Raw genomic sequence first — 24,496 nt, 5'->3', positions numbered from 1 at the left:
GAGCTTCTTCGCCCGGGTCTCGACGTCGGCGTCGCGGCGCTGCTCGACCTGCTTGCGCTCGACGTCGATCTGGCCCTCGAGCGAGAACAGGTCGCGGTGGCGCGACTCCTCGTCGACCCAGGTGATCATGTAGGCCGCGAAGTAGATGACCTTCTCGAGGTCCTTCGGGGCGAGGTCGAGCAGGTAGCCCAGCCGCGACGGCACACCCTTGAAGTACCAGATGTGCGTGACGGGGGCGGCCAGCTCGATGTGGCCCATCCGCTCGCGGCGCACCTTGGCGCGCGTGACCTCGACGCCACAGCGCTCACAGATGATGCCCTTGAAGCGGACGCGCTTGTACTTGCCGCAGTAGCACTCCAGTCGCGGGTGGGACCGAAGATCTTCTCGCAGAAGAGCCCGTCCTTCTCCGGCTTCAGAGTGCGGTAGTTGATCGTCTCAGGCTTCTTGACCTCGCCGTGCGACCACCCGCGAATGTGTTCGGCGGTCGCGAGGCCGATGCGTAGCTCGTCGAAGAAATTGACGTCGAGCACGTGTTCCTTCTCTCGCTCAGATGTTTCAGGTCTGTGGTGGCTGGCGGAAATGGGAGGCCGGGTCAGGAACCGGGCCTCCACCACCGTCAGACCTCTTCGACGCTGCTCGGCTCGCGCCGGGACAGGGTCGATTCCGAGTTCTTCTGCCGCGCGGAAGACGTCTTCGTCGGTCTCCCGCATCTCGATCTGGGAGCCGTCGCTGGAGAGCACTTCGACGTTGAGGCACAACGCCTGCATCTCCTTGAACAGCACCTTGAACGACTCGGGGATACCCGACTCGGGGATGTTCTCGCCCTTGACGATGGCCTCGTAGACCTTGACGCGGCCGGGAACGTCGTCGGACTTGATGGTGAGCAGTTCTGCAGCAGCGCGTACGCCGCGCCGTAGGCCTGGAGCGCCCAGACCTCCATCTCACCGAAGCGCTGACCGCCGAACTGCGCCTTGCCACCCAGCGGCTGCTGCGTGACCATCGAGTACGGACCGGTCGACCGGGCGTGGATCTTGTCGTCGACGTGGTGGTTGAGCTTCAGGATGTACATGTAGCCCACCGCCACCGGCTTCGGGAACGGCTCACCGGACCGGCCGTCGAACAGGTTGGCCTTGCCGTCGCCGCCGACCAGGCGGACGCCGTCGCGGGTCTTGAGCGTCGACCCGAGCAGGCCGGCGATCTCGTCCTCGCGCGCACCGTCGAAGACCGGCGTGGCGACCTTGGTGTCGGCCGGCGCCTCGGCGGCGCCGATGCCCCGCAGCCGGGTCTTCCACTCCTCGTCGTCGCCCTCGACCTCCCAGCCGGTCTTGGCCACCCACCCGAGGTGGGTCTCCATGACCTGGCCGAGGTTCATGCGGCTCGGGACGCCCAGCGGGTTCAGCACCATGTCGACCGCGGTGCCGTCCTCGAGGAACGGCATGTCCTCGACCGGGAGGATCTTGGCGATGACGCCCTTGTTGCCGTGGCGGCCGGCGAGCTTGTCGCCGTCCTGGATCTTGCGCATCTGAGCGATGTAGACGCGGACCAGCTGGTTGACGCCCGGCGGGAGCTCGTCGCCCTCGTCGCGGTCGAACACCCGGACGCCGATGACCTTGCCGGACTCGCCGTGCGGCACCTTCAGCGAGGTGTCGCGGACCTCACGCGCCTTCTCACCGAAGATCGCGCGGAGCAGCCGCTCCTCAGGGGTCAGCTCGGTCTCGCCCTTCGGGGTGACCTTGCCGACCAGGATGTCGCCGTTGGTGACCTCGGCGCCGATGCGGATGATGCCGCGCTCGTCGAGGTCGGCGAGGACCTCGTCGGAGACGTTCGGGATGTCGCGCGTGATCTCCTCGGGGCCCAGCTTGGTGTCGCGGGCGTCGACCTCGTGCTCCTCGATCTTGATCGAGGTGAGGACGTCGTCCTGGATGAGCCGCTGCGAGATGACGATGGCGTCCTCGTAGTTGTGGCCCTCCCACGACATGAACGCGACCAGCAGGTTCTTGCCCAGCGCCATCTCACCGAGCTCGGTGGACGGGCCGTCGGCGATGACCTGACCGGCCTCGACCCGCTGCCCCTCCTCGACGATCGGCTTCTGGTTGATGCACGACCCGGCGTTGGACCGGCGGAACTTCGCCAGCTGGTACGTCTGGTACGTGCCGTCGTCGGCCATGACGGTGACGTAGTCGGCCGACAGCTCGGTGACCACGCCGCTCTTGTCGGCCAGGATGACGTCGCCGGCGTCCTCGGCCGCGTGCGACTCCATGCCGGTGCCGACCAGCGGCGACTCGGACCGGAGCAACGGCACGGCCTGCCGCTGCATGTTCGAGCCCATGAGCGCGCGGTTGGCGTCGTCGTGCTCGAGGAACGGGATCATCGCGGTGGCCACGGAGACCATCTGCCGCGGCGAGACGTCCATGTAGTCGACCTCGCCGCCCGGGACGGTCTCGATCTCGCCGCCGCGCTTGCGCACCAGCACCTTGTCCTCGGCGAACCGGCTGTCGTCGGTCAGCGGCGCATTGGCCTGCGCGATGACGCGGCGGTCCTCCTCGTCGGCGCTCAGGTACTCGATGTCGTCGGTGACGTGGCCGTCGTTGACCCGGCGGTACGGCGTCTCGATGAAGCCGAACGGGTTGATGCGCCCGTAGGTGGCCAGCGAGCCGATCAGGCCGATGTTCGGGCCCTCAGGGGTCTCGATGGGACACATGCGGCCGTAGTGCGACGGGTGGACGTCGCGGACCTCCATGCCGGCCCGCTCGCGGGACAGACCACCCGGACCCAGCGCGTTGAGCCGGCGCTTGTGCGTCAGCCCGGCCAGCGGGTTGGTCTGGTCCATGAACTGCGACAGCTGGGAGGTCCCGAAGAACTCCTTGATCGCGGCCACGACCGGCCGGATGTTGATCAGCGTCTGCGGCGTGATGGCCTCGACGTCCTGCGTGGTCATGCGCTCGCGGACGACGCGCTCCATGCGGGACAGACCGGTGCGGACCTGGTTCTGGATGAGCTCGCCGACGGTACGGATGCGGCGGTTGCCGAAGTGGTCGATGTCGTCGACCTCGACCGGAACCGTGTTCTCGCCGGTGGTCAGCTCGTTCTCGTTGGCGTGCAGCCGCACCAGGTAGCGCAGCGTGCCGACGATGTCGTCCATGGTCAGCGTGCTCTGGTCGAGCGCGAGGTCGACGCCGAGCTTCTTGCCCAGCTTGTAGCGGCCGACCCGGGCGAGGTCGTAGCGCTTCGGGTTGAAGTAGGCGTTCTCGAGCAGCTGCTGCGCGGCCTCGCGCGTCGGCGGCTCACCCGGGCGCATCTTCCGGTAGATGTCGAGCAGCGCTTCGTCCTGGGTGGTGGTGTGGTCCTTCTCCAGGGTGGCGCGCATCGACTCGTAGTCGCCGAACTCCTCGAGGATCTGCTCGTTCGTCCAGCCCATGGCCTTGAGCAGCACCGTGACGTTCTGCTTGCGCTTGCGGTCGAGGCGGACGCCGACCATGTCGCGCTTGTCTATCTCGAACTCCAGCCAGGCACCCCGGACGGGATGACCTTGGCGGTGTAGATGTCCTTGTCCGAGGTCTTGTCGAGCGAGCGCTCGAAGTAGAGGCCCGGCGACCGCACCAGCTGCGACACGACGACGCGCTCGGTGCCGTTGACGATGAACGTCCCCTTGGGGTCATGAGCGGGAAGTCGCCCATGAAGACCGTCTGGGACTTGATCTCGCCGGTCTCGTTGTTGATGAACTCGGCGGTGACGAACAGCGGCGCGGAGTAGGTGAAGTCGCGCATCTTGCACTCGTCGATGCTGTTCTTGGGGTCCTCGAAGCGAGGGTTCGAGAACGACAGCGACATGGTCGCCGAGAAGTCCTCGATGGGACTGATCTCGTCGAGGATCTCCTGCAGGCCCGACGTGGTGTTGACGTCGGTGCGCCCCTCGGCCTCGGCAGCGGCGACTCGCGCCTGCCAGCGCTCGTTTCCGAGCAGCCAGTCGAAGCTGTCTATCTGGAGGGCGAGAAGGTTCGGAACGTCGAGAGGTTCGCGAATCTTGGCAAAAGAGATGCGACGCGAGACATTGGGGCCAGCAGTGGTGGTGGGCGTGACGGCCAACAGGGGTCCTTCCGAGGGCACACGGTCGGAATGCACGCGCAGTCCTCAACCCAAGCGGGCAGCATCGGCGAAGGGCAGCGCAAAGCTGCAGTCTAACCCAAAGGGCACACTGCTGTCGAGTGGTCAGCCACTCCGCGCTTCCTTCTGTCTCGCATTCCCCACCCCGCTGCCAGATCAGCATCTCGTCAGACCAGGCCCGCGTCAAGCACCGACGCCCCCTGTTCACCGAATTGGCACCTGAAATGCCGCATTCGTGGTGCTCAGCAGCCGATCAGTGACTCATCCGAACGTACGATCCAGTGGCGCGCCGGGGGCTTGCGGCGGGCCGGACGGCGTCCGCGCGGGCGGAGAATTTTCGCCGCAGGCGAACAGCCGCCCCCCTCACATTGAGTTGATCATGGAGAAGGGCGGCTTCCGAGCGCCTCCAGAGCCGACCTTCTCCATGATCAACTCGGGTCCGGGCAGACCAAAGGGGACGTCGGACGCGGACGGGCCGGCACCCCGCGAAGGGGGTACCGGGCCCGTGGAGCAGTGGGTCAGCGACTCACTTGACCGAGACGGTGGCGCCGGCGCCCTCGAGGGCCTCCTTGGCCTTGTCAGCGGCCTCCTTGTTGACCTTCTCGAGCAGCGGCTTCGGCGCGGCCTCGACGAGGTCCTTGGCTCCTTGAGGCCGAGCGACGTCAGCGCGCGGACCTCCTTGATGACCTGGATCTTCTTGTCGCGGCGGCCTCGAGGATGACGTCGAACTCGTCCTTCTCCTCCTCGGCCGGGGCGGCGCCACCGGGGGCAGCAGCGCCCGGAGCGGCGGCGACGGCGACCGGGGCGGCCGCGGTGACCTCGAAGGTCTCCTCGAACTTCTTCACGAACTCGGAGAGCTCGATGAGGGTCATCTCCTTGAACGCGTCCAGGAGGTCCTCGTGTTGAGCTTCGCCATGGTGGCGGTTCCTTTCTCTGTTCGGCTGACTGCCGGGTTGTCGTACGGGCTCGGGGCCGTGGGACGACCCCGGGCGTTCAGCCCTCGTTCTGCTCCGTCGCCTCGGCCGCGTCGGCGGCCTCGGTGGCGGGTGCCTCGGCGGCCTCGGCGGCGGGTGCCTCGACGGCGGGTGCCTCGGCCTCGACCTTCTGCCGCAGCGCCTCGAGGACGCGAGCGGTCTGCGCCAGCGGGGCGTTGAACAGCGACACCGCGTTCTGCAGCGACGCCTTCATCGCACCGGCCAGCTTGGCCAGCAGGACCTCGCGCGACTCGAGGTCGGCGAGCTTGTGATCTCCTCGCTGGAGAGCGGCTCGCCGTCGAGCAGGCCACCCTTCACGACGAGGACGGGGTTCGCCTTGGCGAAGTCACGCAGACCCTTGGCGGCCTCGACCGGGTCGCCCTTGACGAAGGCGATGGCCGACGGGCCGGACAGGTAGTCGTCGAGCCCCGAGATCCCGGCTTCGCGCGCCGCGATCTTGGTCAGCGTGTTCTTCACCACGGCGTAGGACGCGTTCCCACCGAGCGACCGACGCAGTTCCGTCAGCTGCTTGACGGTGAGGCCGCGGTACTCGGTCAGCACGACCGCGTTGCTGGCACGGAACTCGTCCGCGAGCTCGGCGACCGCGGCTGCCTTGTCAGGCCTCGCCATGGGGCTCCTTCTTCCGGATGGGGTGCCGGTGGAGACCCGCAGACATGAAGAACGCCCCGGCACAGGCACGGGGCGAAAGGCACCGGCAGCGGCCGGCACGACGTTCGTCTCACACCTGCGCGGGCCGCCCACATCGCTGCGGGGCCTTCGTCACGATCGGCTGGCGACCGTGAGACCGGCGGTCTTTGGCAGCGTTCATGGTACGGGCACAGGGCCGCCGTCGCCAAATCAGCCGAACGGGCCGGTCTTCTGGTCCTGGAACGAGTGCACCATGTCGCGCAGCTCCTCGGTCCGCCCCGCCCGGCCAGTCTCCGGCGGCGCGACCCCAGCCAGCGTCCACCAGCTCGGCCGGCCGTAGTTGTGCCCGCGCCGCCGGCCGGGCGGGCGGACCGAGGAGCTGCGCGACATGGTGCACTCGTTCCAGGACCAGAAGACCGGCCCGTTCGGCTGATTTGGCGACGGCGGCCCTGTGCCCGTACCATGAACGCTGCCAAAGACCGCCGGTCTCACGGTCGCCAGCCGATCGTGACGAAGGCCCCGCAGCGATGTGGGCGGCCCGCGCAGGTGTGAGACGAACGTCGTGCCGGCCGCTGCCGGTGCCCTTTCGCCCCGTGCCTGTGCCGGGGCGTTCTTCATGTCTGCGGGTCTCCACCGGCACCCCATCCGGAAGAAGGAGCCCCATGGCGAGGCCTGACAAGGCAGCCGCGGTCGCCGAGCTCGCGGACGAGTTCCGTGCCAGCAACGCGGTCGTGCTGACCGAGTACCGCGGCCTCACCGTCAAGCAGCTGACGGAACTGCGTCGGTCGCTCGGTGGGAACGCGTCCTACGCCGTGGTGAAGAACACGCTGACCAAGATCGCGGCGCGCGAAGCCGGGATCTCGGGGCTCGACGACTACCTGTCCGGCCCGTCGGCCATCGCCTTCGTCAAGGGCGACCCGGTCGAGGCCGCCAAGGGTCTGCGTGACTTCGCCAAGGCGAACCCCGTCCTCGTCGTGAAGGGTGGCCTGCTCGACGGCGAGCCGCTCTCCAGCGAGGAGATCACCAAGCTCGCCGACCTCGAGTCGCGCGAGGTCCTGCTGGCCAAGCTGGCCGGTGCGATGAAGGCGTCGCTGCAGAACGCGGTGTCGCTGTTCAACGCCCCGCTGGCGCAGACCGCTCGCGTCCTCGAGGCGCTGCGGCAGAAGGTCGAGGCCGAGGCACCCGCCGTCGAGGCACCCGCCGCCGAGGCCGCCGAGGCACCCGCCACCGAGGCCGCCGACGCGGCCGAGGCGACGGAGCAGAACGAGGGCTGAACGCCCGGGGGTCGTCCCACGGCCCCGAGCCCGTACGACAACCCGGCAGTCAGCCGAACAGAGAAAGGAACCCGCCACCATGGCGAAGCTCAACACCGAGGACCTCCTGGACGCGTTCAAGGAGATGACCCTCATCGAGCTCTCCGAGTTCGTGAAGAAGTTCGAGGAGACCTTCGAGGTCACCGCGGCCGCCCCGGTCGCCGTCGCCGCCGCTCCGGGCGCTGCTGCCCCCGGTGGCGCCGCCCCGGCCGAGGAGGAGAAGGACGAGTTCGACGTCATCCTCGAGGCCGCCGGCGACAAGAAGATCCAGGTCATCAAGGAGGTCCGCGCGCTGACGTCGCTCGGCCTCAAGGAGGCCAAGGACCTCGTCGAGGCCGCGCCGAAGCCGCTGCTCGAGAAGGTCAACAAGGAGGCCGCTGACAAGGCCAAGGAGGCCCTCGAGGGCGCCGGCGCCACCGTCTCGGTCAAGTGAGTCGCTGACCCACTGCTCCACGGGCCCGGTACCCCTTCGCGGGGTGCCGGGCCCGTCCGCGTCCGACGTCCCCTTTGGTCTGCCCGGACCCGAGTTGATCATGGAGAAGGTCGGCTCTGGAGGCGCTCGGAAGCCGCCCTTCTCCATGATCAACTCAATGTGAGGGGGGCGGGCTGTTCGCCTGCGGCGAAAATTCTCCGCCCGCGCGGACGCCGTCCGGCCCGCCGCAAGCCCCCGGCGCGCCACTGGATCGTACGTTCGGATGAGTCACTGATCGGCTGCTGAGCACCACGAATGCGGCATTTCAGGTGCCAATTCGGTGAACAGGGGGGCGTCGGTGCTTGACGCGGGCCTGGTCCTGACGAGATGCTGATCTGGCAGCGGGGTGGGGAATGCGAGACAGAAGGAAGCGCGGAGTGGCTGACCACTCGACAGCAGTGTGCCCTTTGGGTTAGACTGCAGCTTTGCGCTGCCCTTCGCCGATGCTGCCCGCTTGGGTTGAGGACTGCGCGTGCATTCCGACCGTGTGCCCTCGGAAGGACCCCTGTTGGCCGTCACGCCCACCACCACTGCTGGCCCCAATGTCTCGCGTCGCATCTCTTTTGCCAAGATTCGCGAACCTCTCGACGTTCCGAACCTTCTCGCCCTCCAGATAGACAGCTTCGACTGGCTGCTCGGAAACGAGCGCTGGCAGGCGCGAGTCGCCGCTGCCGAGGCCGAGGGGCGCACCGACGTCAACACCACGTCGGGCCTGCAGGAGATCCTCGACGAGATCAGTCCCATCGAGGACTTCTCGGCGACCATGTCGCTGTCGTTCTCGAACCCTCGCTTCGAGGACCCCAAGAACAGCATCGACGAGTGCAAGATGCGCGACTTCACCTACTCCGCGCCGCTGTTCGTCACCGCCGAGTTCATCAACAACGAGACCGGCGAGATCAAGTCCCAGACGGTCTTCATGGGCGACTTCCCGCTCATGACCCCCAAGGGGACGTTCATCGTCAACGGCACCGAGCGCGTCGTCGTGTCGCAGCTGGTGCGGTCGCCGGGCCTCTACTTCGAGCGCTCGCTCGACAAGACCTCGGACAAGGACATCTACACCGCCAAGGTCATCCCGTCCCGGGGTGCCTGGCTGGAGTTCGAGATAGACAAGCGCGACATGGTCGGCGTCCGCCTCGACCGCAAGCGCAAGCAGAACGTCACGGTGCTGCTCAAGGCCATGGGCTGGACGAACGAGCAGATCCTCGAGGAGTTCGGCGACTACGAGTCGATGCGCGCCACCCTGGAGAAGGACCACACCACCACCCAGGACGAAGCGCTGCTCGACATCTACCGGAAGATGCGCCCGGGTGAGCCGCCGACGCGCGAGGCCGCGCAGCAGCTGCTCGAGAACGCCTACTTCAACCCGAAGCGCTACGACCTCGCCCGGGTCGGCCGCTACAAGCTGGGCAAGAAGCTCGGCGTCGACCTCGCGCTCGACCAGAGCACGCTGACCATGGACGACATCGTCGGCACGCTGCGCTACCTGGTGCGGCTGCACGCCAACGAGAACGAGCTGACCACCGGCGAGAACACGGTTCCGGTCGAGGTCGACGACATCGACCACTTCGGCAACCGCCGCATCCGTACCGTCGGCGAGCTCATCCAGAACCAGGTCCGCACCGGTCTGTCCCGCATGGAGCGCGTCGTCCGCGAGCGCATGACCACGCAGGACGTCGAGGCCATCACGCCGCAGACGCTGATCAACATCCGGCCGGTCGTGGCCGCGATCAAGGAGTTCTTCGGGACCTCCCAGCTGTCGCAGTTCATGGACCAGACCAACCCGCTGGCCGGGCTGACGCACAAGCGCCGGCTCAACGCGCTGGGTCCGGGTGGTCTGTCCCGCGAGCGGGCCGGCATGGAGGTCCGCGACGTCCACCCGTCGCACTACGGCCGCATGTGTCCCATCGAGACCCCTGAGGGCCCGAACATCGGCCTGATCGGCTCGCTGGCCACCTACGGGCGCATCAACCCGTTCGGCTTCATCGAGACGCCGTACCGCCGGGTCAACGACGGCCACGTCACCGACGACATCGAGTACCTGAGCGCCGACGAGGAGGACCGCCGCGTCATCGCGCAGGCCAATGCGCCGCTGACCGACGACAGCCGGTTCGCCGAGGACAAGGTGCTGGTGCGCAAGCGCGGCGGCGAGATCGAGACCGTCCCGGGCGGCGAGGTCGACTACATGGACGTCTCGCCGCGGCAGATGGTCTCCGTGGCCACCGCGATGATCCCGTTCCTCGAGCACGACGACGCCAACCGCGCGCTCATGGGCTCGAACATGCAGCGGCAGGCCGTGCCGTTGCTCCGGTCCGAGTCGCCGCTGGTCGGCACCGGCATGGAGTCGCACGCGGCCGAGGACGCCGGCGACGTCATCCTGGCCGACAAGAGCGGCGTGGTCACCGAGCTGTCGGCCGACTACGTCACCGTCATGGCCGACGACGGCACGTACCAGACGTACCAGCTGGCGAAGTTCCGCCGGTCCAACGCCGGGTCGTGCATCAACCAGAAGCCGATCGTCGAGGAGGGGCAGCGGGTCGAGGCCGGTCAGGTCATCGCCGACGGCCCGTCCACCGAGCTCGGTGAGATGGCGCTGGGCAAGAACCTGCTGGTCGCGTTCATGTCGTGGGAGGGCCACAACTACGAGGACGCCATCGTCATCTCGCAGCGGCTCATCCAGGACGACGTCCTCACCTCGATCAAGATCGAGGAGCACGAGGTCGACGCCCGCGACACCAAGCTGGGCCCCGAGGAGATCACGCGCGACATCCCGAACGTCTCCGACGAGGTCCTCGCCGACCTCGACGAGCGCGGCATCATCCGCATCGGCGCCGAGGTCACCAACGGCGACATCCTGGTCGGCAAGGTCACCCCGAAGGGCGAGACCGAGCTGACCCCTGAGGAGCGGCTGCTCCGCGCGATCTTCGGTGAGAAGGCGCGTGAGGTCCGCGACACCTCGCTGAAGGTGCCGCACGGCGAGTCCGGCAAGGTCATCGGCGTCCGGGTGTTCGACCGCGACGAGGGCGACGAGCTCCCGCCGGGCGTCAACCAGCTGGTCCGCGTCTACATCGCTCAGATGCGCAAGATCCAGGACGGCGACAAGCTCGCCGGCCGCCACGGCAACAAGGGCGTCATCGCCAAGATCCTCCCGGTCGAGGACATGCCGTTCCTCGAGGACGGCACCGCGGTCGACATGGTGCTGAACCCGCTGGGCGTCCCGAGCCGCATGAACCTCGGCCAGGTCATGGAGACCCACCTCGGGTGGGTGGCCAAGACCGGCTGGGAGGTCGAGGGCGACGACGAGGAGTGGAAGACCCGGCTGCGGGGCATCGGCGCCGCCGAGGCGCCGGCCGACACCAAGGTCGCCACGCCGGTCTTCGACGGTGCGCGCGAGGACGAGATCGCCGGCCTGCTCGGGTCGACGCTCAAGACCCGCGACGGCGTCCGCCTGGTCGGCGGCGACGGCAAGGCCAACCTGTTCGACGGCCGGTCCGGTGAGCCGTTCCCGAAGCCGGTGGCGGTGGGCTACATGTACATCCTGAAGCTCAACCACCACGTCGACGACAAGATCCACGCCCGGTCGACCGGTCCGTACTCGATGGTCACGCAGCAGCCGCTGGGTGGCAAGGCGCAGTTCGGCGGTCAGCGCTTCGGTGAGATGGAGGTCTGGGCGCTCCAGGCCTACGGCGCGGCGTACGCGCTGCAGGAACTGCTCACCATCAAGTCCGACGACGTTCCCGGCCGCGTCAAGGTCTACGAGGCCATCGTCAAGGGCGAGAACATCCCCGAGTCGGGTATCCCCGAGTCGTTCAAGGTGCTGTTCAAGGAGATGCAGGCGTTGTGCCTCAACGTCGAAGTGCTCTCCAGCGACGGCTCCCAGATCGAGATGCGGGAGACCGACGAAGACGTCTTCCGCGCGGCAGAAGAACTCGGAATCGACCTGTCCCGGCGCGAGCCGAGCAGCGTCGAAGAGGTCTGACGGTGGTGGGAGGCCCGGTTCCTGACCCGGCCTCCCATTTCCGCCAGCCACCACAGACCTGAAACATCTGAGCGAGAGAAGGACACACGTGCTCGACGTCAATTTCTTCGACGAGCTACGCATCGGCCTCGCGACCGCCGAACACATTCGCGGGTGGTCGCACGGCGAGGTCAAGAAGCCTGAGACGATCAACTACCGCACTCTGAAGCCGGAGAAGGACGGGCTCTTCTGCGAGAAGATCTTCGGTCCCACCCGCGACTGGGAGTGCTACTGCGGCAAGTACAAGCGCGTCCGCTTCAAGGGCATCATCTGTGAGCGCTGTGGCGTCGAGGTCACGCGCGCCAAGGTGCGCCGCGAGCGGATGGGCCACATCGAGCTGGCCGCCCCCGTCACGCACATCTGGTACTTCAAGGGTGTGCCGTCGCGGCTGGGCTACCTGCTCGACCTCGCCCCGAAGGACCTCGAGAAGGTCATCTACTTCGCGGCCTACATGATCACCTGGGTCGACGAGGAGTCGCGCCACCGCGACCTGTCCTCGCTCGAGGGCCAGATCGACGTCGAGCGCAAGCAGGTCGAGCAGCGCCGCGACGCCGACGTCGAGACCCGGGCGAAGAAGCTCGAGGCCGACCTCGCCGAGCTCGAGGCCGAGGGTGCCAAGGGCGACGCGCGCCGCAAGGTCAAGGAGTCGGCCGAGCGCGAGATGAGCCAGCTGCGCAAGCGCGCCGACGCCGAGATCGACCGCCTGAACGCGGTCTGGGACCGCTTCCGCAACCTCAAGGTCCAGGACCTCGAGGGCGACGAGCTGCTGTACCGCGAGATGCGCGACCGCTTCGGTCAGTACTTCCGCGGCGGCATGGGCGCGCAGGCGATCAAGGAGCGCATCGACGGCTTCGACCTCGAGGCCGAGGCCGACAAGCTGCGCGACCTCATCCGCACCGGCAAGGGCCAGAAGAAGACCCGTGCGCTCAAGCGGCTCAAGGTCGTCTCGCCGTTCCTGACGACGAAGAACGACCCGCGCGGCATGGTGCTCGACGCCGTCCCGGTCATCCCGCCGGATCTGCGCCCGATGGTGCAGCTCGACGGTGGCCGGTTCGCGACCAGCGACCTCAACGACCTCTACCGTCGGGTCATCAACCGGAACAACCGCCTCAAGCGGCTGCTCGACCTCGGTGCGCCGGAGATCATCGTCAACAACGAGAAGCGGATGCTCCAGGAGTCCGTCGACGCGTTGTTCGACAACGGCCGCCGCGGCCGTCCCGTCACGGGTCCCGGCAACCGGCCGCTGAAGTCGATCTCCGACATGCTGAAGGGCAAGCAGGGCCGGTTCCGCCAGAACCTGCTGGGCAAGCGCGTCGACTACTCCGGCCGTTCGGTCATCGTCGTCGGCCCGCAGCTCAAGCTGCACCAGTGCGGCCTGCCGAAGGGCATGGCGATCGAGCTGTTCAAGCCGTTCGTCATGAAGCGGCTGGTCGACCTGTCGCACGCGCAGAACATCAAGAGCGCGAAGCGCATGGTCGAGCGCGCCCGCCCGGTCGTCTGGGACGTCCTCGAGGAGGTCATCGCCGAGCACCCGGTGCTGCTGAACCGGGCGCCGACGCTGCACCGTCTCGGCATCCAGGCGTTCGAGCCGCAGCTGATCGAGGGCAAGGCCATCCAGATCCACCCGCTCGTCTGCACGGCGTTCAACGCCGACTTCGACGGCGACCAGATGGCCGTGCACCTGCCGCTGTCGGCGGAGGCGCAGGCCGAGGCCCGCATCCTGATGCTGTCCAGCAACAACATCCTCAAGCCGGCCGACGGCCGGCCGGTCACCATGCCGACGCAGGACATGGTGCTGGGCATCTTCTTCCTGACCTCCGACCGTGGCGAGCAGATCGGCGAGGGCCGGGCGTTCTCGTCCATCGCCGAGGGCATCGCCGCCTTCGACCGCGGTGAGCTGTCGCTGCAGGCGCCGATCACCCTGCGGGTGAACGACGTCGTGCCGCCGGCCGGCTTCGAGACTCCGGAGGACTGGGAGCCGGGCCAGCCGTTGACGCTGCGCACGTCCCTGGGCCGGGCGCTGTTCAACGAGGCGCTGCCGCTCGACTACCCGTTCGTCGACGCCGTCGTGGACAAGAAGCGCCTCGGCAGCATCGTCAACGACCTCGCCGAGCGGTACCCGAAGATCCAGGTGGCCGCGACGCTGGACGCGCTGAAGGAGATCGGCTTCCACTGGGCCACCCGGTCCGGGGTGACGGTCTCGTTCGACGACGTCGTGGCGCCGCCGACGAAGGCCCGCATCCTCGAGGGGTTCGAGGCCAAGGCCGAGAAGGTCGAGCGCAACTTCGCCCGCGGTGTCATCTCCGACGGCGAGCGGCGCGAAGAGCTCATCGACATCTGGACCGACGCCACCAACGCGGTCGACGAGGCCATGCGCGCGTCGTTCGCGTCGGAGAACGCCATCAACATCATGGTCACCTCCGGTGCCCGTGGTAACTGGATGCAGATCCGCCAGCTGGCGGGCATGCGCGGCCTGGTCGCCAACCCGAAGGGTGAGACCATCCCGCGGCCGATCAAGGCGAGCTTCCGCGAGGGTCTGTCCGTCGTCGAGTTCTTCATCTCGACGCACGGCGCCCGCAAGGGTCTGGCCGACACCGCGCTGCGGACCGCCGACTCCGGTTACCTGACCCGGCGGCTGGTCGACGTCTCGCAGGACGTCATCATCCGCGAGGTCGACTGCGGCACCGAGCGTGGTCTGGCACTGCCGATCGCCACGACCGGCGCCGACGGCCGGCTCATCGTCGACGAGCACGTCGAGACCTCGGTCTACGCGCGCTCGCTGTCCGAGGACGTCGTGTCGCCCGACGGCACGAAGGTGGCCTCGGCCGGCGACGACCTCGGCGACGTCGAGATCGGCCGGCTGGTGGCCGCGGGCGTCGAGAACGTCCGCGTCCGCAGTGTCCTGACCTGCGAGAGCAAGACCGGCGTCTGCGCCATGTGCTACGGCCGGTCGCTGGCCTCGGGCAAGCTCGTCGACGTCGGCGAGGCGGTCGGCATCATCGCCGCCCAGTCCATCGGCGAGCCCGGCACCCAGCTGACCATGCGGACGTTCCACACCGGCGGTGTCGCCGGTGAGGACATCACGCACGGTCTGCCGCGTGTGGTCGAGCTGTTCGAGGCGCGCGCCCCGAAGGGCAAGGCTCCGCTCTCGGAGTCGGCCGGCCGGGTCCGCATCGAGGAGGACGCCAAGGGCGCCCACGCGGTCATCGTCCCCGACGACGGCGCCGAGGAGCAGTCGTTCCCGCTGTCGCGACGGGTGTTCGAGTGGACCAACCGGCGCGCGCCTGGCATCGCCCAGTGGCGCGTCCAGGACGCCGACCGCGTCGAGGTCGGCGAGCTGCTGCACTCCGGTACGGCCGACCCACACGACGTGCTGCGGGTCCAGGGCCAGCGGGCGGTCCAGGTCTTCCTGACCGACCAGGTCCAGGAGGTCTACCGGTCGCAGGGTGTGTCGATCCACGACAAGCACATCGAGATCATCGTGCGGCAGATGCTGCGCCGGATCACCGTGCTCGAGAGCGGCACCACCGACCTGCTCCCCGGCGAGCTGGTCGAGCGGTCCCGGTTCGAGGACGAGAACCGGCGAGCGGTCGCCGAGGGCGGTCAGCCGGCCTCGGGTCGTCCGCAGCTGATGGGCATCACCAAGGCGTCGCTGGCCACCGACTCGTGGCTGTCGGCGGCGTCGTTCCAGGAGACCACGCGGGTGCTCACGGAGGCGGCCATCAACGCCAAGTCCGACCCGCTGATCGGCCTGAAGGAGAACGTCATCCTCGGCAAGCTGATCCCGGCCGGTACGGGCCTGCCCCGCTACCGCAACCTGCGGGTCGAGCCGACCGAGGAGGCCAAGGCGGCCATGTACTCCATGGTCGACTACGGCGCCGACTACTCCGACTACGAGTTCGGCCAGGGGTCCGGCGAGGCCGTGCGCCTCGAGGACTACGACTTCGGCTCGTACAACTGACGAGTCCGTCGTCCCTGATCGACGGCGCCGTCACCCCTCGCGGGTGGCGGCGCCGTCGTCGTTCTCGATGACCTCGAAGCCCTCCTGGGCGTGCGCCTTCTCGGGGGCGATGCCCTCGGGCGGCGGCGGGCCTGTGTCTGCGGCGGCCTGGGTGGCCTGGACGTAGGCGGCCTTGTCCTCGTCGCTCAGCCGGTCGTAGACGGCGCGGTCGAAGCGCACGCGGCCACCTCCTCGATCAGGAAGCTCCAGCACTCGCGTCGATCGTCCCACGACCGGCCGACGACCCGGAACCGCGTGCCGGGCGGGAACAGCACTTCGGCCTCGTGCGCGAACGAGGACAGTGCCCGGATGTCGGCGCCGGTGCGGCCGACGATGGTGATGAACGCGTTACCGCCGGCGCGGAACGCCTCGGCCACCGACGCACTGGCCGACGCGCTGGCGAACCCACTGTCCGCGACGACGACGCCCGGCCGCCACCGCGGCAGCTGCGCGGCCGGCAGCGACGTGCCGCGATAGACGACGCCGGTGAACCGCGGCAGCGCCGCCAGCCCGGCCACGGCGTCGTCGACGAGCCGGCGCAGGTCCGCCCGCCGCTGTGGTGGCGTGTCGTCCGGCCGGCGCAGGAAGGCGTTCACCTCGTCGACCCCCTCGACCGTCGTGTAGTAGCGCAGCGCCCGTCGCTGTGCCCGGGTCAGCGGGTGAGCGGATGACGGCTGCCCGGTGGTGGTCCGCGCCGCGCCGCGGGCCGCGGCCGCCGGACGCAGGAGCACGCCGAGCTCGTCCGCGGCGGACTCGACCGCGAGCGTCAGCGTCGCGGCGGCGGTCGCGAGCGCCAGCCGCATCGCGACGGCGGCGTCGCCGACGGCGTCGTGCCGGTCCGGTGGCAGCGCCGGACCGGCGCACCGGCCGACGACGCGGACGCGGGACAGCACCGACGCGGCGAGGGCGCTGGTGCCGTCGTGAACCAGACCGGACAGCTCCGCCAGCCCGCGGGCGGCGGACCGGACCGGTCGCGCGGAGGACGAGAGGACCACACCTCCTGTGGGTCGTTCCCGGAGCCCGAATGTGACAGCGCCCCAGTAGATTGACTGCGACTGGCCGAGGAGGAGCCGATGACCGAGGCGACCGTCGCGCTGCTCCGCGGCGCCGGCCTGCTGAGCGGCGAGCCGGACGACCTGTACCGCGAGTGGGTCCGGTGGACGCTGGCGTCCGGGCTCACCCCCGAGCAGGTGGTCGGCCGCGCCCGCGAAGAGGGCGTCACCGCGGCGACCTTCGCGCCGCTGGCCGGCCGCACCGTCTGGCGCGGCCCCGACGAGCGCCCCTACGTCCGCGTCGACGACGCCCGCCGGGCGCGCGAGCTGGTGCGGCTGACCGAGCTGCTCAACGGCGGCCGGCCCAGCCAGACCGAGGCCCGGCGCGACCGCAACCGCTGGTCGTACGGCGGCCTGTTCGGCCTCAACCGCGGCGACGCCGGCACCGCCGTGAAGCGCGGTGCGCTGGTCGCCACCCCCGAGGGGACGATGATGGCGGCGGCCGGTCCGCGGGCGCTGCGCGCGGTGCCGAACCCGGTCGACTGGTTCGCCGCCCGCGGCGGCACGACGTGGGGTGAGCTCTACCTGGTGAACGGCTCGCATGACGATCCGGCCGAGGTGCTGCGGACGTCGGTGGAGTCGGGGAAGCGGCCGCCGGGCTCCGGCGCGCCGAGCCTGGCCCGGCTGCTGCGGCACGAGCGGGTGCACTCCGAGCAATGGGCGCGGCTCGGCTACGCCCGGTTCATCTGGGAGTACGTCATCAGGCACGACCCGCGCAAACCGTGCGACCACCCGCTCGAGCGCGAAGCCGGCCTCGCCGACGGCGGCTACCGCTGCTGATCGCCGCGTGGCCGGGGTGTGTTCCCCCCTTGACGGGGCGGTCGGGAGGGAGTCTGCCCTGCTATAGCGAGGGAAACGCCCTCCCGACAAGGTGCTAACGAGTCACGCGGTGATCGTCCGCCGCGACGGGTGCGCGGGTCCGGCGTGGGGTCGTGACGCGGGCGAGACCCGTGCGTTATCGTCTGAAGACGTCTTCCCGTCGAGCTGCGGCATCACTTTGACCTGGGTACCCTCGACCGGGTAACCTCAGTCTTCGTGCCTGGACTGCTCCGGGCAATCCGGCGCGCCCGGCGGCAGAGGCCAGCGCATACCGGACAGATCAACCGACCACATCGATCGGGAGCCTGATCGTGCGGCGTGGGATCGGGCCGACACGCCCGACCGCGGGGGTCGCCGGAAGGCGCCCACGACCTGCGCTGACGCCAGGGCGAACGAGCGGTGTGATCCCCGGAAACCAGACCAGTCGAGGCAGTTCGACGAGCAGAGGACACGGAGACGTAGTGCCTACGATCCAGCAGTTGGTCCGCAAGGGCCGCCAGGACAAGGTCGCAAAGAACAAGACCCCGGCGCTCAAGGGCAGCCCGCAGCGGCGCGGCGTGTGCACGCGCGTGTACACCACGACGCCGAAGAAGCCGAACTCGGCGCTTCGGAAGGTTGCCCGTGTCAAGCTGACCAGCCAGATCGAGGTCACCGCCTACATCCCCGGTGTCGGCCACAACCTGCAGGAGCACTCGATGGTGCTCGTGCGTGGCGGCCGGGTGAAGGACCTCCCGGGCGTCCGGTACAAGATCATCCGCGGTTCGCTCGACACCCAGGGCGTCAAGAACCGCAAGCAGGCGCGCAGCCGCTACGGCGCGAAGAAGGAGAAGAGCTGATGCCGCGCAAGGGTCCTGCACCCAAGCGACCGGTCGTCGTCGACCCGGTCTACGGGTCGCCGCTGGTCACCCAGCTGGTCAACAAGGTGCTCGAAGACGGCAAGAAGTCGATCGCCGAGGGCATCGTGCACGGTGCGCTCGAGGGCGCCCGCGAGAAGACCGGTACCGACCCCGTCGTCACGCTGAAGCGCGCGCTCGACAACGTCAAGCCGACCCTCGAGGTCCGCAGCCGCCGTGTCGGTGGCGCGACCTACCAGGTGCCGATCGAGGTGCGCGCCGGCCGCAGCACCACGCTGGCCCTGCGCTGGCTGGTCAGCTACTCCCGCGCCCGTCGTGAGAAGACCATGACGGAGCGTTTGATGAACGAGATCCTCGACGCCTCCAACGGCCTCGGTGCCAGCGTGAAGCGTCGCGAGGACACCCACAAGATGGCCGAGTCGAACAAGGCCTTCGCGCACTACCGCTGGTAGTCGCTGGCGCCGAGTCGACGAGACCGCATATAAGGAAGCGAACGCACGCACATGGCGACCGACCTCCGCAAGCTCGATCTGGCCAAGGTCCGCAACATCGGCATCATGGCTCACATCGACGCCGGCAAGACCACCACCACCGAGCGGATCCTGTACTACACCGGTATCAACTACAAGATCGGTGAGGTCCACGATGGCGCAGCCACCATGGACTGGATGGAGCAGGAGCAGGAACGCGGCATCACGATCACCTCGGCCGCGACCACCTGCGAGTGGGACGACCACACCATCAACATCATCGACACGCCCGGCCACGTCGACTTCACCGTCGAGGTCGAGCGGTCCCTGCGCGTCCTGGACGGTGCGGTGGCCGTGTTCGACGGCGTCGCCGGCGTCGAGCCGCAGTCTGAGACCGTCTGGCATCAGGCCAACAAGTACGGTGTCCCGCGCATCTGCTTCATCAACAAGCTCGACCGCACGGGCGCCGAGTTCCACCGCTGCGTCGACATGATCGTGACGCGGCTCAAGGCGACCCCGCTGGTGCTGCAGCTCCCCATCGGCGCCGAGGCGGACTTCCGCGGCCTCGTCGACCTCGTCGACATGAAGGCCCTGGTCTGGTCGGCCGAGACGCCGCTGGGCGAGATGTACGACACCGTCGAGATCCCGGACACCCACACCGAGGCTGCCCAGGAGTGGCGCGACCGCCTGCTCGAGACCATCGCCGAGAACGACGAGGCGATGATGGAGCTCTACCTCGAGGGCAAGGAGCCGGGCCGCGACGACCTCATCGCCGCGATCCGCCGCGCCACCATCGCCGGCAACCTCACCCCGGTGCTCACCGGCTCGGCGTTCAAGAACAAGGGCGTGCAGCCCATGCTCGACGCCGTCGTGCGGTACCTGCCGTCGCCGGTAGACGTCGGCGCGGTCGAGGGCCACGCGATGGACAACGAGGACGAGATCCTCTCGCGCGAGCCCGAGGAAGACGCTCCGCTGTCCTCGCTGGCGTTCAAGATCATGGCCGACCCGCACCTCGGCAAGCTCACGTTCGTCCGGGTCTACTCGGGCACGCTGACGACCGGGACCATGGTGCTCAACAGCACCAAGGGCAACAAGGAGCGCATCGGCAAGATCTACCGCATGCACGCGAACAAGCGTGAGGAGATCGAGAAGGCCAGCGCCGGCCAGATCGTCGCCGTCATGGGGCTGAAGAACACCACGACGGGCGACACCCTGTCCGACTCGAGCCAGCCGGTCATCCTGGAGTCGATGAAGTTCCCGGCCCCGGTCATCTCGGTGGCCATCGAGCCGAAGACGAAGAGCGACCAGGAGAAGCTGGGCACCGCGATCCAGCGCCTGGCCGACGAGGACCCGACCTTCCAGGTCCGCACCGACGAGGACACCGGCCAGACGATCATCTCCGGCATGGGCGAGCTCCACCTGGAGATCCTGGTCGACCGCATGAAGCGGGAGTTCAAGGTCGAGGCCAACGTCGGCAAGCCGCAGGTGGCTTACCGCGAGACCATCCGCCGCAAGGTGGAGAAGATCGAGTACACCCACAAGAAGCAGACCGGTGGCTCCGGCCAGTTCGCTCGCGTCATCATCGACATCGAGCCCACGGGCGGCGAGGGCGACGGCGGTTACGAGTTCGTGAACTCGGTCACCGGTGGGCGCATCCCGCGCGAGTACATCCCTTCGGTCGACGCGGGTGCGCAGGAGGCGATGGAGTTCGGTGTCGTCGCCGGCTACCCGCTCGTCGACGTGAAGGTGACGCTGCGAGACGGTGCCTACCACGACGTCGACTCCTCGGAGCTGGCGTTCAAGATCGCCGGTTCCATGGCGTTCAAGGAAGCTGCTCGGCGCGCCGACCCGGTGCTGCTCGAGCCGATGTTCGAGGTCGAGGTGTCCACGCCCGAGGACTACATGGGCGAGGTCATCGGCGACCTCAACTCCCGCCGTGGCCAGATCCAGGCCATGGAGGAGCGTGCCGGCCAGCGCATCGTCAAGGCGCTGGTCCCGCTGTCGGAGATGTTCGGCTACGTCGGTGACCTCCGCAGCAAGACCCAGGGCCGGGCGAGTTATTCGATGCAGTTCGACTCCTACGCCGAGGTTCCCCGGAACGTGGCGGAAGAGATCATCAAGAAGGTCCGGGGAGAGTAATCTCTCCGGGTCTTCACCCGGCCCATGCACCAATGAGCAATCCCGACCGAGAAACACACAGCCGAACACACCGCACAGGCGGGGATCGGCAACGTACGAAGTCCACAGGAGGACCCCACAGTGGCTAAGGCGAAGTTCGAGCGGACCAAGCCGCACGTCAACATCGGCACCATCGGTCACGTCGACCACGGCAAGACCACGCTCACGGCTGCCATCACCAAGGTGCTGCACGAGAAGTACCCGGAGCTGAACGAGGCCACTCCGTTCGACGACATCGACAAGGCGCCGGAGGAGAAGCAGCGCGGCATCACGATCAACATCGCGCACGTCGAGTACCAGACCGACAAGCGTCACTACGCGCATGTCGACGCTCCTGGTCACGCCGACTACATCAAGAACATGATCACCGGCGCGGCCCAGATGGACGGCGCGATCCTCGTGGTCGCCGCCACCGACGGCCCGATGCCGCAGACCAAGGAGCACGTGCTGCTGGCCCGTCAGGTCGGCGTGCCGTACATCCTGGTCGCGCTGAACAAGGCCGACATGGTCGACGACGAGGAGATCCTGGAGCTCGTCGAGCTCGAGGTGCGTGAGCTGCTCTCCGAGTACGAGTTCCCGGGCGACGACGTCCCGGTCGTCAAGGTCTCGGCGCTCAAGGCGCTCGAGGGTGACGCGGAGTGGGTCAAGACCGTCGAGGACCTCATGGAGGCCGTCGACGAGAACGTCCCGGACCCGGTCCGCGACATCGAGAAGCCCTTCCTCATGCCGATCGAGGACGTCTTCACCATCACCGGTCGTGGCACGGTCGTCACCGGCCGCGTCGAGCGCGGTGTGCTGAAGGCCAACGAGGAGGTCGAGCTCGTCGGCATCCGTCCCGGCCCGGCGCAGAAGACCACGGTCACCGCCGTCGAGATGTTCCGCAAGACGCTCGACGAGGCCCGTGCGGGCGAGAACGTCGGCCTGCTGCTGCGCGGTACCAAGCGCGAGGACGTCGAGCGCGGCATGGTCGCCGTGAAGCCCGGCACCAACACGCCGCACACCGACTTCGAGGCGCAGGTCTACATCCTGTCCAAGGACGAGGGTGGCCGGCACACGCCGTTCTTCAACAACTACCGTCCGCAGTTCTACTTCCGGACCACGGACGTCACCGGCGTCGTCACGCTGCCCGAGGGCACCGAGATGGTCATGCCGGGCGACAACACCAGCATGACCGTCGCGCTGATCCAGCCGGTGGCCATGGAAGAGGGTCTGAAGTTCGCCATCCGCGAGGGTGGCCGGACCGTTGGCGCCGGCAACGTCGTCAAGATCCTCAAGTAGTTCGACATTGCGAGGGGCGGCCGTCCGGCCGCCCCTCGCACCGCGATTGGCCTCAGCCAATCTGATCTGGCATACTGTCCAGGTTGCTCGGCGGAGGGCGACGTCTGCGCCATGCGCGCGGGACCGGTGTGAAGCCCGGGCCCGATGACGAAGAACTCCGATGGGCCGGCACTGCGCCTTCTGGGCGTGGCCGGGTCGCCGTCAAAACCCCGATGAACCAGCGAGTTCGTTGCGGCGTGCTGTGCCGAAAGGCGCGACACGCCCGACCGCGGGGGTCGGCGGAGCAGCAGCTCAGTGTTGGTTCAGATCGGGTCTTAGCAGTACGAAGAGTGAGGACGACAAGCAGCCATGGCGGGACAGAAGATCCGCATCCGGCTCAAGGCCTATGACCACGAGGTCATCGACACGTCGGCGCGCAAGATCGTCGACACGGTGACGCGCACGGGTGCGCAGGTCGCAGGCCCGGTGCCGCTGCCTACCGAGAAGAACGTGTACTGCGTCATCCGATCGCCGCACAAGTACAAGGACAGCCGCGAGCACTTCGAGATGCGTACGCACAAGCGGCTCATCGACATCATCGACCCCACGCCGAAGACCGTCGACTCGCTCATGCGTCTCGACCTGCCGGCCGGTGTCGACATCGAGATCAAGCTCTGAGGGACCTCCGACGATGAGTATTCAGTCTTCCGAGGCCGCCACCACGGTGCGCAAGGGCCTGCTGGGCGAGAAGCTCGGCATGACCCAGGTGTGGGACGAGAACAACCGCATCGTGCCGGTCACCGTCATCAAGGCCGGGCCCTGCGTCGTCACGCAGGTCCGCACGCCCGACAAGGACGGCTACGACGCGGTCCAGCTCGGCTTCGGCGCGCCGAACCCGCGCAAGGTCACCAAGCCCGCGCAGGGTCACTTCGACCGCGCCGGCGTCACGCCGCGCCGGCACGTCGCCGAGCTGCGCACCGCCGACGCCTCCGAGTACACGCTCGGCCAGGAGCTGACGGCGGAGGTGTTCGAGGCCGGCCAGGAGGTCGACGTCACGGGCACCACCAAGGGCAAGGGCTTCGCCGGTGTCATGAAGCGCCACGGCTTCCACGGCCTGCGCGCCTCGCACGGTGTGCAGCGCAAGCACCGCTCGCCGGGCTCCATCGGCGGCTGCGCCACCCCGGGCCGCGTGTTCAAGGGCATGAAGATGGCCGGCCGCATGGGCGGCGACCGCATGACCACCCAGAACATCACCGTCCAGGCCGTCGACGCCGAGCAGGGGCTGCTGCTGCTCAAGGGCGCCGTCCCCGGCCCGAACGGCAGTCTGGTCTTCGTCCGCACGGCCGCGAAGGGAGCCATCAAGTGAGCACCGTGACGGTTCTCGACGCCGCCGGCAAGAAGTCCGGCACCGTCGACCTGCCCGCCGAGATCTTCGAGGTCCAGGTCAACATCCCGCTGATCCACCAGGTCGTGGTGGCCCAGCTGGCCGCGGCCCGCCAGGGCACGCACTCCACGAAGACCCGCGCCGAGGTCTCCGGCGGTGGCGCCAAGCCGTACCGCCAGAAGGGCACCGGCCGGGCCCGCCAGGGCTCGATCCGCGCGCCGCAGTTCACCGGCGGTGGCGTCGTCCACGGCCCGCAGCCGCGCGACTACTCGCAGCGGACGCCGAAGAAGATGAAGGCCGCGGCTCTGCGCGGTGCGCTGTCCGACCGGGCGACCCACGGCCGTGTGCACGTGGTCACCGGTTTCGTCGACGGCGACGCCCCGAGCACCAAGGCCGCTCTGAAGGCACTGCAGAACCTCACCGACCGGCGCAGCGTGCTGGTCGTGCTGGAGCGCGGCGACGAGGTCACGGCCAAGAGCCTGCGCAACGCCGAGCGGGTGCACCTGCTCGTGGCCGACCAGCTGAACACGTACGACGTGCTCTGCGCCGACGACATCGTCTTCACCAAGGGCGCGCTCGACGCGTTCCTGGGTGGCGGCAAGCAGGCCGCTGAGGAGGAGTCCAAGTGACCGTCAACCGCAGGGATCCGCGCGACATCCTCATCGTGCCGGTCGTGTCCGAGAAGAGCTACGGCCTTCTCGACGAGAACAAGTACACCTTCGTGGTCGCGCCTGACGCGAACAAGACCGAGATCAAGATCGCGGTCGAGAAGGTGTTCAACGTCAAGGTCACCGGTGTCAACACCCAGAACCGCCAGGGCAAGCGCCGTCGCACCCGCTTCGGTGTGGGCAAGCGCCCCGACACCAAGCGCGCGATCGTGACGGTCGCCGAAGGCCAGCGCATCGACATCTTCTCCGGCCCGGTCGGCTGAACGCCGGCCAGGACAACGAGCTACTG

Annotated in this window: 16 protein-coding genes and 4 pseudogenes; 13 read left to right on the top strand and 7 right to left on the bottom strand. The window is 68.3% G+C overall.

Annotated elements, in window-relative coordinates; all coding sequences use genetic code 11:
- The 5 genes and pseudogenes from BLV05_RS38445 to BLV05_RS35355 all read right to left on the bottom strand — a co-directional run.
- Nucleotides 1-530: pseudogene (locus BLV05_RS38445) on the bottom strand (DNA-directed RNA polymerase subunit beta'); the annotation flags it as partial.
- Between the two features lie 86 nt (nucleotides 531-616).
- A pseudogene (gene rpoB / locus BLV05_RS35370) lies at nucleotides 617-4,085 on the bottom strand (DNA-directed RNA polymerase subunit beta).
- Between the two features lie 544 nt (nucleotides 4,086-4,629).
- Nucleotides 4,630-5,019, bottom strand: a pseudogene (gene rplL / locus BLV05_RS35365) (50S ribosomal protein L7/L12).
- Between the two features lie 77 nt (nucleotides 5,020-5,096).
- Nucleotides 5,097-5,707: pseudogene (gene rplJ / locus BLV05_RS35360) on the bottom strand (50S ribosomal protein L10).
- Between the two features lie 228 nt (nucleotides 5,708-5,935).
- Complete coding sequence (locus tag BLV05_RS35355; RefSeq protein ID WP_083421472.1) at nucleotides 5,936-6,115, bottom strand: hypothetical protein; 180 nt, start codon at nucleotides 6,113-6,115, stop codon at nucleotides 5,936-5,938.
- Nucleotides 6,116-6,387: 272 nt separating this feature from the next.
- On the opposite strand from BLV05_RS35355, the gene rplJ (BLV05_RS35350) reads away from it, so the two are divergent.
- The 4 genes from rplJ (BLV05_RS35350) (at nucleotide 6,388) to BLV05_RS35335 (ending at nucleotide 15,486) form a co-directional block, all read left to right on the top strand.
- A complete protein-coding gene (gene rplJ / locus BLV05_RS35350) occupies nucleotides 6,388-6,999 on the top strand; it encodes a 50S ribosomal protein L10 (RefSeq protein WP_046772608.1) in 612 nt (203 codons plus the stop codon).
- Between the two features lie 79 nt (nucleotides 7,000-7,078).
- Nucleotides 7,079-7,471: a 50S ribosomal protein L7/L12 gene (gene rplL / locus BLV05_RS35345; RefSeq protein WP_046772609.1), complete on the top strand. Its 393-nt coding sequence runs from the start codon at nucleotides 7,079-7,081 to the stop codon at nucleotides 7,469-7,471.
- A gap of 544 nt (nucleotides 7,472-8,015) precedes the next feature.
- On the top strand, nucleotides 8,016-11,486 hold the full coding sequence (gene rpoB, locus BLV05_RS35340; RefSeq protein ID WP_046772651.1) for a DNA-directed RNA polymerase subunit beta: 3,471 nt from the start codon (nucleotides 8,016-8,018) through the stop codon (nucleotides 11,484-11,486).
- 88 nt (nucleotides 11,487-11,574) lie between these two features.
- Nucleotides 11,575-15,486, top strand: coding sequence for a DNA-directed RNA polymerase subunit beta' (locus BLV05_RS35335; RefSeq protein ID WP_046772610.1), 3,912 nt, complete (start codon nucleotides 11,575-11,577; stop codon nucleotides 15,484-15,486).
- Nucleotides 15,487-15,516: 30 nt separating this feature from the next.
- On the opposite strand, the gene BLV05_RS35330 is transcribed toward BLV05_RS35335, so the two are convergent.
- Both BLV05_RS35330 and BLV05_RS35325 read right to left on the bottom strand, forming a co-directional pair.
- Nucleotides 15,517-15,705, bottom strand: coding sequence for a hypothetical protein (locus BLV05_RS35330; RefSeq protein ID WP_046772611.1), 189 nt, complete (start codon nucleotides 15,703-15,705; stop codon nucleotides 15,517-15,519).
- On the bottom strand, nucleotides 15,672-16,520 hold the full coding sequence (locus tag BLV05_RS35325; RefSeq protein ID WP_046772612.1) for an ADP-ribosyltransferase domain-containing protein: 849 nt from the start codon (nucleotides 16,518-16,520) through the stop codon (nucleotides 15,672-15,674). The genes BLV05_RS35330 and BLV05_RS35325 overlap by 34 nt, the downstream gene beginning before the upstream one ends.
- A gap of 78 nt (nucleotides 16,521-16,598) precedes the next feature.
- Between BLV05_RS35325 and BLV05_RS35320 the strand changes: the two genes are divergently transcribed.
- From BLV05_RS35320 to rplW, 9 genes are all read left to right on the top strand, one after another.
- Entirely contained in the window at nucleotides 16,599-17,357 is a 759-nt protein-coding gene (locus BLV05_RS35320) for a hypothetical protein (RefSeq protein ID WP_052763142.1), read from the top strand.
- 500 nt (nucleotides 17,358-17,857) lie between these two features.
- Complete coding sequence (gene rpsL, locus BLV05_RS35315; RefSeq protein ID WP_026877502.1) at nucleotides 17,858-18,232, top strand: 30S ribosomal protein S12; 375 nt, start codon at nucleotides 17,858-17,860, stop codon at nucleotides 18,230-18,232.
- Nucleotides 18,232-18,702, top strand: a complete 471-nt coding sequence (gene rpsG, locus BLV05_RS35310; RefSeq protein ID WP_046772613.1) for a 30S ribosomal protein S7 — start codon at nucleotides 18,232-18,234, stop codon at nucleotides 18,700-18,702. The genes rpsL and rpsG overlap by 1 nt, the downstream gene beginning before the upstream one ends.
- A 51-nt stretch (nucleotides 18,703-18,753) precedes the next feature.
- A complete protein-coding gene (gene fusA, locus BLV05_RS35305; protein WP_046772614.1) occupies nucleotides 18,754-20,859 on the top strand; it encodes an elongation factor G in 2,106 nt (701 codons plus the stop codon).
- A gap of 120 nt (nucleotides 20,860-20,979) precedes the next feature.
- A complete protein-coding gene (tuf, locus tag BLV05_RS35300) occupies nucleotides 20,980-22,176 on the top strand; it encodes an elongation factor Tu (RefSeq protein WP_046772615.1) in 1,197 nt (398 codons plus the stop codon).
- Between the two features lie 348 nt (nucleotides 22,177-22,524).
- Complete coding sequence (gene rpsJ, locus BLV05_RS35295) at nucleotides 22,525-22,833, top strand: 30S ribosomal protein S10 (protein WP_026877498.1); 309 nt, start codon at nucleotides 22,525-22,527, stop codon at nucleotides 22,831-22,833.
- 13 nt (nucleotides 22,834-22,846) lie between these two features.
- Nucleotides 22,847-23,521, top strand: a complete 675-nt coding sequence (gene rplC, locus BLV05_RS35290; protein ID WP_046772616.1) for a 50S ribosomal protein L3 — start codon at nucleotides 22,847-22,849, stop codon at nucleotides 23,519-23,521.
- Complete coding sequence (gene rplD, locus BLV05_RS35285) at nucleotides 23,518-24,168, top strand: 50S ribosomal protein L4 (protein WP_046772617.1); 651 nt, start codon at nucleotides 23,518-23,520, stop codon at nucleotides 24,166-24,168. Before rplC ends, rplD begins: the two co-directional genes overlap by 4 nt.
- Nucleotides 24,165-24,470: a 50S ribosomal protein L23 gene (gene rplW / locus BLV05_RS35280; protein WP_046772618.1), complete on the top strand. Its 306-nt coding sequence runs from the start codon at nucleotides 24,165-24,167 to the stop codon at nucleotides 24,468-24,470. Before rplD ends, rplW begins: the two co-directional genes overlap by 4 nt.
- Nucleotides 24,471-24,496: the final 26 nt, after the last annotated feature.

Origin of the sequence: Jiangella alkaliphila, from assembly GCF_900105925.1 — a bacterium.
GTDB lineage: Bacteria > Actinomycetota > Actinomycetes > Jiangellales > Jiangellaceae > Jiangella > Jiangella alkaliphila.
The sequence above is the reverse complement of the archived record's forward strand: the minus strand, read 5'-3'. Positions and strand labels throughout refer to the sequence as shown.